This is a genomic window from Pseudoalteromonas sp. Z1A2, assembly GCF_011378755.1.
Taxonomy (GTDB): domain Bacteria; phylum Pseudomonadota; class Gammaproteobacteria; order Enterobacterales; family Alteromonadaceae; genus Pseudoalteromonas; species Pseudoalteromonas distincta.
This window is the reverse complement of the sequence record NZ_WTKX01000002.1, coordinates 120,674-137,338: the sequence shown is the minus strand read 5'-3', so window position 1 is coordinate 137,338 and position 16,665 is coordinate 120,674. Positions and strand designations below refer to the sequence as shown.

General features: G+C 36.5%; 13 protein-coding genes. 4 read left to right on the top strand and 9 right to left on the bottom strand.

Annotated features, from left to right (window positions below):
* Positions 1 to 44: 44 nt before the first annotated feature.
* The 9 genes from gmtX to GQR47_RS02020 form a co-directional block, all read right to left on the bottom strand.
* Positions 45 to 710, bottom strand: coding sequence for a gamma-mobile-trio protein GmtX (gene gmtX, locus GQR47_RS02060; protein ID WP_165723452.1), 666 nt, complete (start codon positions 708 to 710; stop codon positions 45 to 47).
* Positions 710 to 3,349 carry an integrase family protein gene (locus GQR47_RS02055; RefSeq protein WP_165723451.1) on the bottom strand — a complete coding sequence of 880 codons (2,640 nt, stop codon included), beginning with the start codon at positions 3,347 to 3,349 and terminating at the stop codon, positions 710 to 712. Before GQR47_RS02055 ends, gmtX begins: the two co-directional genes overlap by 1 nt.
* Positions 3,346 to 4,806 carry a gamma-mobile-trio recombinase GmtY gene (gene gmtY / locus GQR47_RS02050; RefSeq protein ID WP_165723450.1) on the bottom strand — a complete coding sequence of 487 codons (1,461 nt, stop codon included), beginning with the start codon at positions 4,804 to 4,806 and terminating at the stop codon, positions 3,346 to 3,348. The genes GQR47_RS02055 and gmtY overlap by 4 nt, the downstream gene beginning before the upstream one ends.
* Before the next feature lie 201 nt (positions 4,807 to 5,007).
* Positions 5,008 to 5,967 (bottom strand): sugar-binding transcriptional regulator, encoded by a 960-nt coding sequence (locus tag GQR47_RS02045; RefSeq protein WP_002960874.1) that lies wholly within the window; start codon positions 5,965 to 5,967, stop codon positions 5,008 to 5,010.
* Positions 5,968 to 6,215: 248 nt separating this feature from the next.
* Complete coding sequence (locus GQR47_RS02040) at positions 6,216 to 7,217, bottom strand: ABC transporter ATP-binding protein (RefSeq protein ID WP_024596621.1); 1,002 nt, start codon at positions 7,215 to 7,217, stop codon at positions 6,216 to 6,218.
* Positions 7,218 to 7,227: 10 nt separating this feature from the next.
* Positions 7,228 to 8,058 (bottom strand): carbohydrate ABC transporter permease, encoded by an 831-nt coding sequence (locus tag GQR47_RS02035; RefSeq protein ID WP_024596622.1) that lies wholly within the window; start codon positions 8,056 to 8,058, stop codon positions 7,228 to 7,230.
* Positions 8,059 to 8,060: 2 nt separating this feature from the next.
* On the bottom strand, positions 8,061 to 8,933 hold the full coding sequence (locus GQR47_RS02030) for a sugar ABC transporter permease (protein WP_002960879.1): 873 nt from the start codon (positions 8,931 to 8,933) through the stop codon (positions 8,061 to 8,063).
* A gap of 146 nt (positions 8,934 to 9,079) precedes the next feature.
* Positions 9,080 to 10,384: a sugar ABC transporter substrate-binding protein gene (locus GQR47_RS02025; RefSeq protein ID WP_007377152.1), complete on the bottom strand. Its 1,305-nt coding sequence runs from the start codon at positions 10,382 to 10,384 to the stop codon at positions 9,080 to 9,082.
* A 152-nt stretch (positions 10,385 to 10,536) separates the two neighbouring features.
* Positions 10,537 to 11,865 (bottom strand): hypothetical protein, encoded by a 1,329-nt coding sequence (locus GQR47_RS02020; protein ID WP_165723449.1) that lies wholly within the window; start codon positions 11,863 to 11,865, stop codon positions 10,537 to 10,539.
* 529 nt (positions 11,866 to 12,394) lie between these two features.
* On the opposite strand from GQR47_RS02020, the gene GQR47_RS02015 reads away from it, so the two are divergent.
* Genes GQR47_RS02015 through GQR47_RS02000 form a run of 4 tightly spaced genes read left to right on the top strand, consistent with a single transcriptional unit; the run spans position 12,395 to position 16,660 of the window.
* Complete coding sequence (locus GQR47_RS02015) at positions 12,395 to 12,778, top strand: response regulator (RefSeq protein ID WP_002960883.1); 384 nt, start codon at positions 12,395 to 12,397, stop codon at positions 12,776 to 12,778.
* A 13-nt stretch (positions 12,779 to 12,791) separates the two neighbouring features.
* Positions 12,792 to 13,697, top strand: a complete 906-nt coding sequence (locus GQR47_RS02010) for a MoxR family ATPase (protein ID WP_165723448.1) — start codon at positions 12,792 to 12,794, stop codon at positions 13,695 to 13,697.
* A 6-nt stretch (positions 13,698 to 13,703) separates the two neighbouring features.
* A complete protein-coding gene (locus GQR47_RS02005) occupies positions 13,704 to 14,690 on the top strand; it encodes a DUF58 domain-containing protein (protein WP_024594807.1) in 987 nt (328 codons plus the stop codon).
* Complete coding sequence (locus tag GQR47_RS02000; protein ID WP_165723447.1) at positions 14,690 to 16,660, top strand: DUF3488 and transglutaminase-like domain-containing protein; 1,971 nt, start codon at positions 14,690 to 14,692, stop codon at positions 16,658 to 16,660. Before GQR47_RS02005 ends, GQR47_RS02000 begins: the two co-directional genes overlap by 1 nt.
* Positions 16,661 to 16,665: the final 5 nt, after the last annotated feature.

The following is a 16,665-nucleotide window of genomic DNA, read 5'->3' as shown; positions in this document are numbered from 1 at the left end:
TAGATTTATGAAAGACAACTAGTAAGTTAAATTAAAGCTATAAATTATTCTACTTTTACACCAAGCAGTTTTGTTAAACCTGTAATAAAACCACGCGGAAGTATTTCAATGTTACTATCTTTACTTTTAATTTGCCCTGCTGAGGTTGAATACCAGTCATTATTTTCCATGCACTCTTGAGATATGGCGTAGTTTAGTGTTTTGTTTTCAGACTCTGTTAAGTTGTTTATCAACGATGGTTCAAAAGTATGAGGTTCATTTGATTGTTTGATTGGGCGTCTGTCGATCACAATATTTGCATGTTGTTTAAGTAAGTTAACCTCTTTTCTGTACCGGTTTCTCTCGGCAATAATTTGTCCAAACAAAGCTCTCACCGCAGGGTCTGTAATACGCTGCAGTAAAATATTATCGGAAGGGAGTTTGCTGTTCGGTTTGACTTTGCTATTAGCTCTTTGAACCCTATCTCTGCTCTTCTCAGCCCATGCTTCAATAAGTACACGATAATGGTCGTTTCTTGTCGCCCTCAAAGCTTCATATCCTGGACCACCATTTAATTTGGAGTAATGACCTATCTGTGTTATTGAAAAATTACAATTACCTAAAGATGAATAATTACTCATAATTTCATTCAATTTTTCTAAGTTTTTTTGTGTTCTAGTTGCCTTTCCATCTTTTAAATCAGCTAGGATAATTTCTGTATTAATAATCATTAGCTTTCCAAACTTAATGGCGAGGTTAATTTTTCTAAATTTATTACATTATTATTGATAGCAGATATACCGGCAGACAAAAGTTTATTATTTATAAGATATTCTTCAGCTTCAATATGATTTGCTACCTTTCTATAACCTTCCATTTTATCTTCAGGATCAGCAATTTTAGCCATTTTTCTCATCATTGCATTTACTGCGATTAACTGTTGATTTTCGTCCATTTCCATAAAAATTGGCTTGAAACCACTTTTCATAAGCACCCGGCTTAATTGCATTGTGCGCTTATGTATTGCTGGTGTTTTGCGAAGTTCATCTTTGAGGTCAGGGTAAAATTCAGCATCCTCGCAAAGCAATGATAAGTGTAATAACTCTGATTTTGTTTCTATGAACTTCAGTGCTTTCGTAACATCTCTTTCATTGCCAACAGCAATTAATTTATCTTGTTTTTCATCATCATTGCGTGTTTCTTCTATCCGAATAATTTTGTTTATAAGTTCAAAGCAGGCCATCCAATCTTTTGTATATTCATCAGCTTCAACTTTTTGCTTTTCGTATCTCCGCTGTAAAATTTGAAGTTCATTATGTTTAATAAATGGAATTCCTTGTTCTTCAGCAAAAAAACTTTCATCTTTTAACTCATCTAACTCACCTTCGATTTCAATAAATAGGTTTGCAGCTTGGTGAGCCTTATAGCTGAGTTGATTGAATTGTGCATTAAGAGTTGGAAGGTAGCGTGCTTCAGTTATAAACCACCGACACCTAATACAGTTCTCAGGACCATGAGATACAGCTGCATAAATACGGTTTTGAGCATGTATTGCTTCAGTTAGTTCTTCTCCTCCATTCCAGCAGCCTCCCAGTGAACTAGATTCACTAGATTTAACGGTATTACCGCCAACTAAGCATAGGCCTGCAGCTCTTTCTTCCCAACCTATAGGTGCACGATTAACTAATGCTGCTTCGATACTATCGGACTTATGGTATGCCATTTTCATTTGAATTTGCTCGGTAGAAGCATCTTTTAAAAAATTTCTGACGCTTTGAGCAGACTTTTCTTCTAATTGAAGTTCTGCCTCACCCATTTTATGTGCAAATACAGAAGGAGTGATTTTGTTGTAGTAAATTGTCATCAGTAATCTACTGTGGCCTGCTAGCATTTTTGAAATAACAGCAATGGGGAGCTGTGTATCCATTGTGTATGCCGTAATTAAAGAAACACGTAAGCTATGAAGCGGAAAGTACGTACTAGTCATTGAAGCCAAAGATACACCAGGAGGACATTCGTGAACTAACTTTAATTTTTCTCCATTATCCAGTGTATCTCCATTTGATTCTAGATTGAATTCCAATTTAAGTAATAATTGATACCATAATCGATTTATTGCCTTATAGTAAGTTGGTTTAGATATATCCGTACCCGCTGCAGAGGCATCGCGAAAAAGAAAGGAAATATCGCCCATACTTTTTAACTGAGCTTCAGATTTTTTCTGATCTGCTATATGTTTATTTTTTAGAGTAGTACAGTCTGTAGGGCTTTCAATAGAATTATATTTTTCCTGCCAATTACGTAATTTTTCTAACCAATATAGGACTTCCTCATTTTGCCAAGGAATTGTATATCCCCGCTCGAGCTCCTCTTTATTATTGTCTGCAGATTTATTAGTATTTATGTATAAGGCAGTTGAATAAGAGGCAGAAACAGAATCATATACTCGACGAAAAACGCCTTTACCAAATGGTCTTTTCTCATTTCCTAATATAAATCTATGTTTTTCGTTAAGTACCCATTGCTGATTTTCATATCTCCATGTATCAGCCTCGCCACTATCCAACATACTTATTTGATATGTACGCAAAGGTAAATGTAGTTTAATAAACAGTATCATATGCCTAACAGGCGACCAGATTTGGAACGTTTCTTTTTTACCATTCTTTTTTGTACGCCACACACAATCTGGGTCTGATTTATCGATAACTTCTTCATCGACTTCGTACCAATCACTTTTTTGTACATCATGGGACCAAGTCCAATCACAGAAGTTTCGGTAGTGATAAGATGGTTTCAACTCTTCATTTAACCCTATGCTTTTAGAAATCTTTAGCATTTCTTTTTTACTTGGTAATGGACAGATAATCTGACGTAAATCTTGAATATATCGATAAGGTAAAGGGTTACGAACAGTTTCTGTGAGAGAACGGGCTATCTTTATTTTAGAGAAAGGGTTAACTACAAGTGGGATAGAAATACCATTATCATTTTTTTCAGATAAATGAGATTCAATAATATAATCAATAAAATCGCATGGGACATTAACTGACTTTTGTATTGCTGCAGGTTGATTAACTGTTTTTCTTATTATCTTTTCAAATTCTTCAGTAGAGCATTTATGGCCATTGAAGCCACTAAAAAAAAGTTTAACATCAACAGCGTAAGGGACTTGTTTATAGAGGTATGTTTCAAAGAAACGTGTCAGAGCGACCTGTTTAGGCCCAACACCAGTTTGCTGTGTTTCCATCCATTCTGAAGCTAATTTTTGCCACTCCTCCCATTCAGGACCAAATGTGTTTAACATCCAACCGAAAGTTGTATCCGATGCACGATTATCTCTTTTTTTTATTTCAAAATTTCTGTTCATTTTAAGCTTCTAAATTTAGAGTGTTTACCAGTAAAGTAACCTTCAGGGTCTATATCCCTAAAACCAACCTCAACTAAGTCATTCCAATTCAATGGTTTAACAACGGGCTCTATGTTTGATAGTTGATGCGTGGCTCTTTCAAGTTCTTTAGATATTTCCATGTGGCTCTTAGCTGTATAGGGTATTTGAGATTCTAACGATTTATGATGCATACAACGACGTATTATAAGTGGACTCAGCCCTGCTCGCTCAAGGCGTCTTCCATAGTTATGACGATGTCCATGAGGACAAATTCCTTCTGATTTGTTAGATCTTAATCCAATTCTTTTTAACCCAACTGAATAATTATGGTTAAAAGCATTAATTGTATAAGGAGAACTTAAACTTGTATGATGAAAAGATATAAAAGCATAAGGGTGATAACAATCTACACTAGCACGGAACTTCTGATAGCTAGTCCATAATGACATAAAAACCTTACCGTAATCAGAAGGAAACCAATGAACTTGTAAATAATTATCTTTATGATCAACGACCGTACTTTTCCAACCTAGATAATGAGTTCCTTTCATTTTAATACGTGGAATTCTTACATAGTTTTCTTTTAAATATGCTTGTCTAGTTTGGGTGCCTGAGCGGCACTTCCAATCATAAGGGGCTTTGCCGTCTACTTCGTTATAAACTCTGACAACAGCAATTTCAGGATTATAGGGATCCTCAAACACATCTGTAATCCATAGAGTCAGTGCTTCACTTAAGCGAAGACCACCTCCATGAATTAATAATAAAACCAATTTATCCCTAAGTATTATTCTTGGGTCAGAGGAGCCTCCTAAGCCATGCTTAAAAAACATTTCCCAATATTTCTCTGGAAATGCAACTGCATCACCTTCGGCTTGTGTTAGTAATGTACGCCCTTTGATATGCCTTGCTTTTCGAATAGTTTTATTAATAGCCTTATCTTCAATATGTCCCAAGTAGTCATTTTGATTCTTTCGAAACCATGATGCATAATTTAACCTATATTCATGTGGTGTAGCATCACGTAGGGGGTTCATTGAAACCTTACCAATTTTGTTAGCCTGCCAATCCGTAAATGCAGTTAGCCTATTGATATGTTTATTTACATTAATTGTTGAAGTAGGCATCCAATATAAGCCTGAAGGATCTAAACCTTCCTCACCTATAGTGCCTGTATATAAGCGCTTAGCGAAAGTTTGAAAGAGTATGGCGGGATCATGAAATAAATATTTATTAGCTTCCATGTAATCTAATAACAAAGATATAGCCCTGATTAGACTTAACATAGACGAATTACTTGAACCATTAGCCTCCATTAATAGTAAGTAATCAGTTACTGAACTTATTTCACCCTCTTCTGTAAGTAAGGTAGGTATTTGGCTTTTTACACCAGTATTATCTTCTATTATTGTTGCTCTAACTTTTACTGTAGTCAATCCTATCTCTTAAATACACTATATACATACATACAACTATATAGCTTGCGCTGTTAAAGTCAAATTCATCGATTAATTAACCACTTAAATACACAATATACACTTAATTAATTACTATATATAATAGACGGTATCGGACATTAAGTGTTTTTATTACAATAACTAGTATTACTAATACAGATACTTTATTTATCAATTTGTTTAATCAATACTAAGTAAACGCTCAGCTGTATATTCGTTAGTAATTAATCCACTGATCATGTTTGACCTTACTGCGCCCAAAATGGCTAACACTTTTTCTTCACCAGCAGCTATCGCATAAATCTGTTTGTTAGCATTTGTTTTTAATGGCGTACTTGCTACACGCTGATTAACTGTGCAATCTAAAAGCTTACCGTTTTTATCAAACACCCAACTAATCATTTCACCAACAGCACCAAGATCTTGTAGCTCTTTAAGTTCTTGCGCATCAATAAAACCATCTATATGTAATGGCGACTTTTCACCTAAGCTACCAATACCCACAAATGTTACATCGGCATCTTTAGCGAGTTTTAAATTACCGGTAATATTTTGTTGTGCGTGTAACTGTTCTTTTTCTTCAATGCTTCTTGGTAAAACTGGCAATGGCATTGGATAATGTTTTGCATTAGTGTGTTCGGCCATTCTTACTACAACATCATAAGGTGAAGCCGATCCATCCAAAGCCATATTACCTAGCATGGCTACAATTTTATGTTGCGGACAATCAACAGTTCTTAGCTCATCCACACATGAACGTAAAACTCGACCGGTTCCCATAGCAAGTACTTTGGGTTGTTCTGATTTTAGATGACGTTCTATTTCTGCCGCGCCAGCTTGAGCCAAACCTAATGTAGATGAAGGTTCAGATGGATCGCTCGGTACAACTTCACACGAATCTAACCCAAAACGGCTTTTTAATTTTTCAGCTAAATCCATACATTTGGCAATCGGGTGGTCAAGTCTAACTTTAATTAATCCTTGGCTCACAGATAATGCGACCATTCTTTGTGCAGATTGACGAGATATATTTAGTTTTTTAGCAATTTCATCTTGTGTGTTACCGCCAACATAATATAACCACCCTGCTCTGGCTGCATCATCTAGCTTTCTAATTTCTGTATTTGATAGCTTTACCACGTAAACCTCTTAAAATAGAAGGAAAACTAAGTCCTTATTTTTATTACATAATTTTAATTATATGTGCTGCTATATAAATTATTTTATTAATTTTGGAGTATCTATTTATCAATAACGTTTTTGTTATTTATAGTTGTAAATATACCATTCCTTAATAAAAAATACCTAGGTTTCATAGGATTATGTAATTAGAATTTAGTTAATAGCACCTTTATAAAGGTGCTATTTAAGGTAATTAAAGATTGGCTCTAGAGAATTGTTAAACCGTTATTATCAAACTTTAATACTTTATCAGCCGGTGCGCTTAGGTAAATACTATCGCCATATTTTAACGGACAATCACCATCTGCTTTTACTGTTACGGTCCCTTTGCCTTCAATATTTATATGTAAAAAGCTCTCCGATCCTAAATGCTCAATTACACCTACAGTTCCAGCCCAAGTACCTTGCTCAGTAGAGAGTGTTATATGCTCTGGTCGTATACCAATACAGCTAACATTCGCATCTTCATTTTGTGGAGCATCTATAAAATTCATTTTTGGCGAACCAATAAAACCAGCTACAAATTTGTTTACAGGATTTTTATAAAGCTCTAAAGGTGTGCCTACCTGTTCAATAATACCGGCATTAAATACCGCGATTCTATCTGCCATTGTCATAGCTTCAACCTGATCGTGCGTAACATAAATCATTGTTGTAGCTAAACTTTTATGTAATTCAGATATTTCTAAACGCATATTTACACGTAGTGACGCATCAAGATTTGAAAGCGGTTCATCAAATAAAAATGCCGAAGGCTGACGAACAATTGCGCGCCCTATCGCTACACGCTGGCGCTGCCCGCCCGATAATTGCCCTGGCTTTCGTTCTAAATAATCGGTCAAATTAAGAATTTTAGCGGCGTTAGCAATTTTACTTTCGATTTCTGCAGGGCTAACTTTGGCTCTTTTTAAAGGAAAAGCAATATTGTTACGCACGGTCATATGCGGATATAACGCGTAGGATTGAAACACCATTGCTAAGCCTCTTTTTGCAGGTGGTGTTTTTGTAGCGTCAATGCCGTCAATTTCTATATTACCACTGGTGGTATCTTCAAGCCCTGCGATCATACGAAGTAATGTAGATTTACCACAGCCTGATGGCCCAACAAATACGATAAACTCACCGTCTTTAATTTCTAAGTCGAGTGGTTTAATTACGTTAACTTCATCAAAGTTTTTAGTGACTTGTTTTAGTGTGATGCTGCCCATGTGTATTCTCCTATTTTACTGCGCCGAAACTTAATCCACGCACTAATTGTTTTTGACTAAACCAACCAAGTATTAAAATTGGCACAATGGCCATGGCAGATGCTGTCGATAACTTAGCGTAAAATAACCCCTCAGGGCTTGAGTAACTGGCAATAAATGCCGTTAAAGGTGCAGCATTTGCAGCGGTTAAAATAAGTGTCCAAAATGCTTCGTTCCACGACAAAATAACATTTAACAATAGCGTTGAGGCTATACCCGGTAAGGCTATTGGTAATAAAAAATGAAATATTTCTTCTCCAATTGTTGCGCCATCCATACGTGAAGCTTCAAGTATTTCTTTTGGTATTTCTCTAAAGTAGGTGTACAGCATCCATACCATTATTGGTAAGTTAATAAGTGTCATTACAATTACTAAACCTAATTTTGTATCGAGTAGCGCAAAGTCTCGAAACAATAAATAAATCGGAATAAGTACCCCTACTGGCGGTAACATTTTGGTAGAAAGCATCCACATTAATAAATGCTTAGTTTTTTTAGTTTGCACAAACGCCATAGACCACGCAGCAGGTACAGCAATTAATAACCCCAGTAAACTTGAACCTAGCGATATAACTACAGAGTTCCAAAAATGGTTAAAGTATGGCGAACGCGACAGTACATCTCGGTAATTTTCGAGTGTCCAATCGAATGCATATAAGCTTGGACTTGCTGAAATTGCTTCAGCTTCCGTTTTAAAGCTGGTGATTAACGTCCATAAAATTGGAAAGAAAATCATGCCGCTTATTGTCCATGCAGCAATGGTATAAATTAGTTTGGAACGACTGCTATCTTTTATAGTCATAATTAACCCTCCAAGTTTTTGCCAATTAAGCGCATTAAAAATATAGCGACAATATTTGCAATTATTACTGCAACTATGCCCCCTGCCGAACCGCCACCTACATCAAATTGAAGTAGTGATTGCGTGTAAATTAAGTACGTTATATTGGTAGACGAATAACCAGGACCACCACTTGTTGTAACTAATATTTCGGCAAAAATTGACAGTAAAAATATAGTTTCGATTAAAATAACAGCGGTTACAGCGCGCGATAAGTGCGGCAAAACGATGTAAAAAAACTTACTAAATGGCCCAGCTCCGTCTAAATCAGCCGCTTCTAATTGTTCACGGTCTAATGATTGTATTGCTGTTAGCAGTATTAATGCTGCAAATGGTAACCACTGCCAAGACACAATTATGATGATTGAAAATAGCGGCATTTGAGCAAAAAAGTCGATAGGTTCAAAGCCAAGCCAAATCGCGAAATGTGCAAATAAGCCATTAACTGGGTTCATTAGCATGTTTTTCCATACTAATGCCGACACAGTTGGCATTACAAAAAATGGGGCTAGTACCATAATACGAACGTAATTTCGTCCCCATATTGCTTGGTCTAGTAAAATAGCTAAGCCAATACCACCACAAATAGTGATAAGTAAAACCCCAGTTACTAGGTAAAGCGTGTTAAAAAATGATTCAAAAAAAGCCGGATCAGTTAGGAAAAATTCATAGTTTAAAAAGCCTACAAACTCTTTATCCCCTGGAACGAGTAAGTTGTAATCAATAAATGAGAAATACAGTGTCATACACAGCGGAACTATCATCCAAGCAAGTAATAAAATTACACTAGGAAGAAGCATAAACCGAGCAAGCGTGCGCGAGTTAGTTGTTGCCATAAAGGTGACCTTAAAAAAGCCAATTCTATTTACTTGTTAACTATCAAGTGAAAATCAGAAACCCTTGATAGTGTTTATAACTAACAAGTAAATAGAATTGACATAAAATATTGGGTAAGTTTGAGTACTTACCCGCCCATTACATGCTATTTAGGATAGCGAGCTTTACGCATTGTTCGCTCAACGAGGTGCTGAGACGTACTAAGCGCTTGCTTAACGGTCATTTGGCCAGTTAATGCTGCTGAAAATTGTTGCCCAACAGCTGTACCAATTCCTTGAAACTCAGGAATAGCAACAAACTGAATACCTACATAAGGCACTGGTTTAACTGTCGGATTTTTAGGATCTGCAGATTGAATAGAATCTAAAGTAATTTGCGCAAACGGTGCTGCGTCCATGTACTTTTGATTACTGTAAAGTGATTTACGTGTACCTGGCGGTACTTTTGCCCAACCTTTTTTATCGGCTACAAGTTGTGTGTATTCTTTAGATGTTGCCCAGCTAATAAATTTCATTGCGGCATCTGGTTTTTTGCTGCTTGCCGGTACGGCTAAAGTCCAAGACCATAACCAGTTACCGCGTTTACCTAGACCGTTATCTGGCGCAAGTGCAAACCCTACTTTATCGGCAACTTCTGAATCTTTTTTGTTAGTAACAAATGCGCCTGCAACGGTTGCATCAATCCAAATACCACATTTTCCGGTTTGAAAAAGTGCAAGGTTTTCATTAAAACCGTTTGCAGATGAACCAGCAGGACCAGATTCTTTCATCACATCGACATAATACTGAAGGGTATTTTCCCACTCTGGGGTATTAAACTGAGGTTTCCAATTTTCATCAAACCAACGCGCACCAAACGAATTTGCCATGGATGTAATAAGCGCAACGTTTTCGCCCCAACCTGCTTTACCACGTAGACAAAGGCCATAAACACCTTCTTTTTTATCTGTCATCGCTTTAGCAGCTTTGCGTATAAAGTCCCATGTTGGGGCTTTAGGCATTGTCAGCCCTGCTTTTTCCATTAAGTCAGTGCGGTACATAACCATTGAGCTTTCGCCATAAAATGGCGCAGCATAAAGCTTGTCGTTAATCGTTAAACCGCTTCGAATTGCCGGAATTAAATCGTCTAAATCGTAGTTTTCACCTAAATTATCCAGCTCTTTTAGCCAATTTTGCTTGCCCCAAATTGGTACTTCATAAGTACCTATGGTCATAACATCGTATTGGCCGCCCTTTGTTGCAACATCGGTTGTGACACGTTGGCGAAGAATGTTTTCCTCTAGAGTAACCCATTTTAGATCTATATCCGGGTTTTGGCTGGTAAAGTCACTGCTTAATTCTTTCATGGTGATCATGTCACCATTGTTAACAGTCGCTATTGTGATTGTTTCTTTTGCCGCAGCGCCCATGCTTATAAAGCCACACGCGAGCATAATTAATTTATTTTTCATCGGGTATTCCCCATACACGTTATGTTTTAACAAGTGCTATTAAATTTCAATCTATTACCAATTATATTTATGGCAGTTTTAACGCATAAAACTGCCCGCAAAGTGCCTTTTTAGGTCCTTTGTTTAAATAGTTAGACTAGTTGGATAATGATTTAAAATTTAACAGATATTTCAGAAGTGAAGCCGTCAAATCCTTTACCGATTTGGCCGCCCGAATTAACACCTTCTTCTTGGTTAACATACTCAACTTTTAAAAGCGTTTTATCGTTAAACCAGTAACCTGCGGCTACTTGAATACGCTCTACTGTGTTGTCTGTTTGTTCAATTAAGTCGGAAGTGTTATCGGCTTCTGCATAACGAGCCGCTACATATAGCTTTTTAGGGATTAGATATTGTTGTGCTTCAAACACGAAGTACTCAACCGATGAGTCGCCTTCTATTACACTGTTTGAATCAAAAGTAGTGCCATTTTCATCAGCTATGCCGTTTGTACCAAAGTAGGTAATACCGGCAACTGCATTACCAGCGGCATCTGCAAATGTGTAATCATCAGACGATTTACCAACCATAAAAATTAAGCTAGTTTCGTCAGATGGTTGATAAGCTAAGTTAAGCTGGATGATTGATTGCTCAAGCCCTGGCATTGCGCCAACGTGAGTGTCACGCTCGTTTGAAGGTGACGCTGAGAAATTATAGTTTTCACCATCGCCAAAGCGATAGTTTGTTGTGGTTACACCATCAAGACTTGCTACGCCATTTTCAAAACGTAACTGGTCGCCCTGATTCGCTTTTAATAAGTTTAAGCCTGCTTTAAAGCCACCTTCAAATTCTAGAGTACCTTGAAGTCGGTAGTTATAACCTCTGTCTTCTTGAAATGCTTCACCGAAACTTGAAGTCGTAATGTGACCTGTAACATTATAAGCACGTACTACACCACTATCGAAAGTTTCGCTGTAACTTAGCTGTGCGCCGTTTTCTGCGGTTGCGTAATCGGTAATACCATTACCAATAAGTGCATTACTTTGGTTATCTGCGCCGTCTTGAAAGCCTTTAAATTGAAATGGTGAGCCACCAATATTACCCAAACGCAGTGTTAAATTTGCGTTTTCTTTTGGTGTGCCATATAGACCTAGTAAGTCAAATTCAACACCTGCAAAATCGTTGTGAAATGAAAAGTCACGATCTTCGCCACCAAAGTCATTAGGCTCTTCTGCAATATCTATATCGGCAGTGATGAACTCGTTAATATGAAATTTAAGCATTAGATTAGCTCTAATACGGCCAAATCCTGATTCTTGTTCTTCATCTTCTGGACGAAATGCACCATCTTTAGCCTGAATTGACTGAAAGTTTTGCATTAGTAAAAAGTCTACGTCAACGCGATCTAAATATTCAGAAATATCAGCCTGTGCTGGAGCCGATGTAGCCATAGCTGCCGCTATGAGAGAAATTGCAAATTTAGTCTTTTTATTATTCAACATAATAAGCTCTTTATTTAGTGTGGTGTGTGATGCCAACTTTATTAAATTGCATTTTCATTTAATGAAATTGGTATTAATTCAGTGTGTATAGATGAGGCTGACTGAGCAAAACATTAAGTGGTTAATGAAACTGCACTTGTGAGCATAAGCCCATCTGCTGAGCATAATCACAGAATGAATTTAGAAGGTCAACGATTTTTTATTACAAAACGTTTACAAAAAATCGAATTCATATGTAAATATTTTTGAATCAATAAGTTAAGTAGCAAATTTGTTACATCAAATTTTGATGGAATGTTGTATTGGATTAAGGAATTTCTTATGAATACGTCATTATTGTTCATTACAATTAATGAAAATATAAGTTAGTAGAAGATATGAGAGCAGATAATCCTTTAAAAATACGTTGTTGGGCAAACCTATAAACAGTTTATTTATTGGTGTTTTTTAAGTAACGTTCTTGAGCTTATGATGGGGTTAGCTTAGTATTAAAGCACTTAGATGTATTCAAAATAGAAGTAACCTACATATGGAATTTGTTCGCCCGCTAGAGCCCATCCTCATTATTGATGACGTTAAGGAAATTCGTGATTATCTAAACCAAATTTTAACTGACTTAGGGTTTGAAGATATATTAGAAAGTGCTGATTTTAGCTCTGCCAAACCTATTATGGACAATAAACCGCCAGGCGTTATATTTGTAGATGTAGATTTACCAGACTCTAACGGTGCAGAGATATTGGAATACATTAATAGTGCTTACCCGCACACTCATGTTGTTATGTGTTCGGGCCACAATAGTCTCGAAAACGTACAAAACACGTGGGAAATGGGCGCTAAAGGTTTTATTGCAAAACCTTTTAATACAAAAAAAGTAGACACTGTAATGAAGCGTCTTGAAATAATAGAATAATAATAAGGTTAGCATGCATAGTACTGTTACTGCGATTATAGACGATCTTTCGAGTGTTATATTTGGTAAACAACAACAAATAAAACTGGCACTTACATGCTTATTTAGCGAAGGGCATTTACTCATTGAAGATTTGCCTGGCATGGGAAAAACCACTCTTTCTCATGCATTGTCAGCTGTGTTAGGCTTATCGTATCAGCGTATACAATTTACCAGTGATCTTCTCCCTGCTGATATTTTGGGTACTAACGTGTTTAATTCTACTGAGCACAGTTTTACGTTTCATAAAGGCCCTATTTTTAGCCAAGTTGTTTTAGCTGATGAAATAAACCGCGCAGGGCCCAAAACACAAAGTGCGTTGCTTGAAGCAATGGAAGAGCAACAAGTGACAGTTGATGGAAAAAAATATACGCTGCCAAATCCATTTTTTGTGATTGCAACACAAAACCCTCTTTACCAATCAGGTACCTACCCGTTACCTGAGTCGCAATTAGACCGATTTTTAATGCGCATTAGCTTAGGTTTTCCTCCTAAAGAAGCCGAAAAACGCTTAATTTTGAATATGCAAAAACGAGATTACAGCCAATTACCTAAGCGTATTAACCAACAAGAGTTAGCGGCAATTCAATCCCAGATAAGCCAAATTACTTTAAGTAGCCCGGTTATTGACTACATTATAGAGCTTGTTAATTACACACGCACAAGCAACGCTTTTGCATCATCGTTATCACCTCGTGCTAGTATGGCTCTGGCTAAAGCGGCTAGGTCGTGGGCCTTTATTGATGGTCGTGATTTTGTAATGCCAGAAGATGTTCAAGCCGTATTTGCAAGTGTGTGTCAGCATCGATTAGGTTTGCATAATGAGTCAGATGAAGCGCAAGTAAACGATATTTTAAAAAACGTATTAGTTCCGGTATAAACTTTTATGCCAAAAAAAACAGCTAAGCGCCCTTCTTTATTTAAGTCATTTAAGCAAAGTGTATTTAATAAGTTATTAAAAAATAAACATTTAAAAAACTCAATTACACTTGAACACAGAACAATTTATGTATTGCCATCATCCCTTGGTTGGTATTTTATAGTTGTAGCTATTTTAAACTTTGTGATGGGCATTAATTATCAAAATAATCTAATTTTAATAATGTCTTATCTTATGTTTGTGGTGATGATTATTGCTGTATTAATGGGCTACAGTAACGCTAAAGGCTTAACAGTTAAATTTAAAGATGCATTTAATAGCTACGCTCCTCAAAAACCGAGTATTATATTTGAATTACAAAGCCCTTCAGTAACCCAATCTATTAATTTAACATATCAAGGTAGTGAGCAAACTCACAAACATACCGGCCAAGTTGATATTAAACCTCAGGTACTTACACTCAACTTACCCTACAGCTCACGCGGTAAGTACTCAGTGCAACGTATTAAAATAGCGAGTAACTATCCCTTTGGTTTGATAACTGTTTGGAGCTACATTCAATTACAAGAAGATGTATTTGTATACCCGTCGCTTGAACAAGTACACAGTGATACGCATGTTTCTATGCTTGATGAGCAAGCCGATAAAGGTATTTCTACACAATCTGGTAGCGAAGAGTTTGAGTCTCTTATCCCACATTTACCTGAAATGGGCTTGCAAAGAGTGTCGTGGAAGCATTACGCAAAAACCCAGCAGTTGTTAGTTAAAGAGTTTGTAGACTTTAAAACAGCAAATGCACTCTTCGATTTTACGTTAATGAATGGAGATACAGAGCAGCGCTTAAGCCAGTTATGCTTTTTAGTGTGTGAAGCAACCGAGAAAAACACCCCTTTTATGTTAAAGCTACCGAATAAAACAATAAATACAAATACCGGACAGCATCATAAGCAGCAATGCTTAGAATTATTATGCTCATTTAATGGTGATGTGTAATGGACATACTTAAAAACGAAAAAGTAATAAATTATTCGCTGTCTTTTATATATGCATGTTTGATTGTATTTTTTGTATCACATTTACCGCTTGTTTTCGTAGGTGTACTTTCACTTATTTGTGCATGGAACTTTTACATAACGCTGAGTAATAAACCAAAGCCAAATGCTTGGCTGGCAAATATACTCGCAGGTGTGTCACTGGGTTTAATGCTCTACATAGTAGGCATGTCGGATACGGTTATTTTATTTGTGGCCATGCTGCTACTTGCTAGTTTATTTAAACTGCTACAGGCTAAAACCAAAAAACACTATCATGTAATTACAACGCTTACGTTTTTTTCACTCTCATCTGTGTATTTATTTAACCAAAGCATTTTAACGACTTTAACTGTTAGTAGTTTATACATATTAAACTTTGCAGTACTTGGCCTACTCGAGTCCAAACATAATTTAAAAATCGCCTCTAAGCAAAGTGGTAAATTGCTACTTTTAGCGCTTCCTTTAGCTATATTTTTACTGCTTTTTTTACCAAAAATGCCCACCTTTTGGCAGCTTCCTGGACCTAAGCTTGCTAAAACAGGGCTTTCTGAACAAGTCGATCCATTCGATATTGCTAAGCTTTCAAATTCTGACGAGCTTGTATTTAGAGCTAAATTTAACGAAGAAAAACCTGTAGCGCCTTATTATTGGCGAGCAATAGTCCATGATGAGTTTAATGGCAATGCGTGGCTTACGTCTGACTTTTTAAAATATAATAATGTAAAAACAAATACGCAGAGCGAAAATGATGAGCAACTTATTGCAAGCTACTCAGTTATTACAGAGCCTGCTACACAAAAATGGCTCTATGGTTTAGCGTATTCCAGTAGTAACTCACCAAATGTTGAAGGTAATTCGCTAGGTTTATTGCGTAAAAAAAGTCGCCAAGCTAAAAACTTACAATACGATGTAAATAGCTTTAACTTCAAAGCTTTACCGCTTGGCGAATTTGAAGAAAAACGCTACAAATACCTCTCCAATAAAAAGAATGTAAAAACATCATCACTTGCTAAAAACTTAAAGCAAAATACACACTCTGATCGCGATTTTTATAATCGCTTATTACAGTACTTTGCAGGTACGGGATTTACTTACACATTAACACCCACTCCTATGAGCGGCGATAACACCATAGATCAATTTTTATTTGATAATCAACGTGGCTTTTGTGGCCACTATGCCAGTGCCGCTGCGTACATTTTTAGAACCGCAGGTATACCCGCTCGACTAGTAAGTGGCTATTTAGGTGGCGAATTAAATCAAGATAATAATACGCTCACTGTTCGCCAATACGACGCACACGCTTGGGTAGAAGTATATTTACAAAACGAAGGTTGGGTTATTTTTGATGCAACCGCCGTTGTTGCACCAGAGCGTTTAAATGGCTCACTTTCGCAAAACGAAGAGCTGAATGACGAATTTAAAAGTAACCTTGATTTTGGTTTAGTGAGTTTAAGTAATTTCCCCGCTATTAATTGGTTAAGGTTGGAACTTGAAAACCTCGATTATCAATGGTCTAGCTGGGTACTTGGTTTTGACGAAGAAAAACAAAATGATTTTTTAAAATCAATTTTTGGTAGTAAAAATATTTGGCTTGTACCATTAATGGTTTTACTAACAGCTGGTTTTTGTTTTATAGGTTATTTTATTTATTTAAACTTGCCAAAACGCCCGTCTAAATTAGCGCCTATGGTTAAAGAGTTTTATGAAGTAAAAGCATGGGCTAAAAAACAAAAAATAAATACACCCGATAATTTAACACCGAGTCAGCAGTTAGACTTTTTTGCTGATCAACTTCCTCGTTCTGCACAATCTATAAGCACTTTTAGGCAGTTATTTAACCAAGTACGCTATGGTAAAAAACCTTTTACGAAAGAGCGTAAAACTCAGGCTAAAGATCTGATAAAATTAATTAAAATTTCCAAATAGAGAAT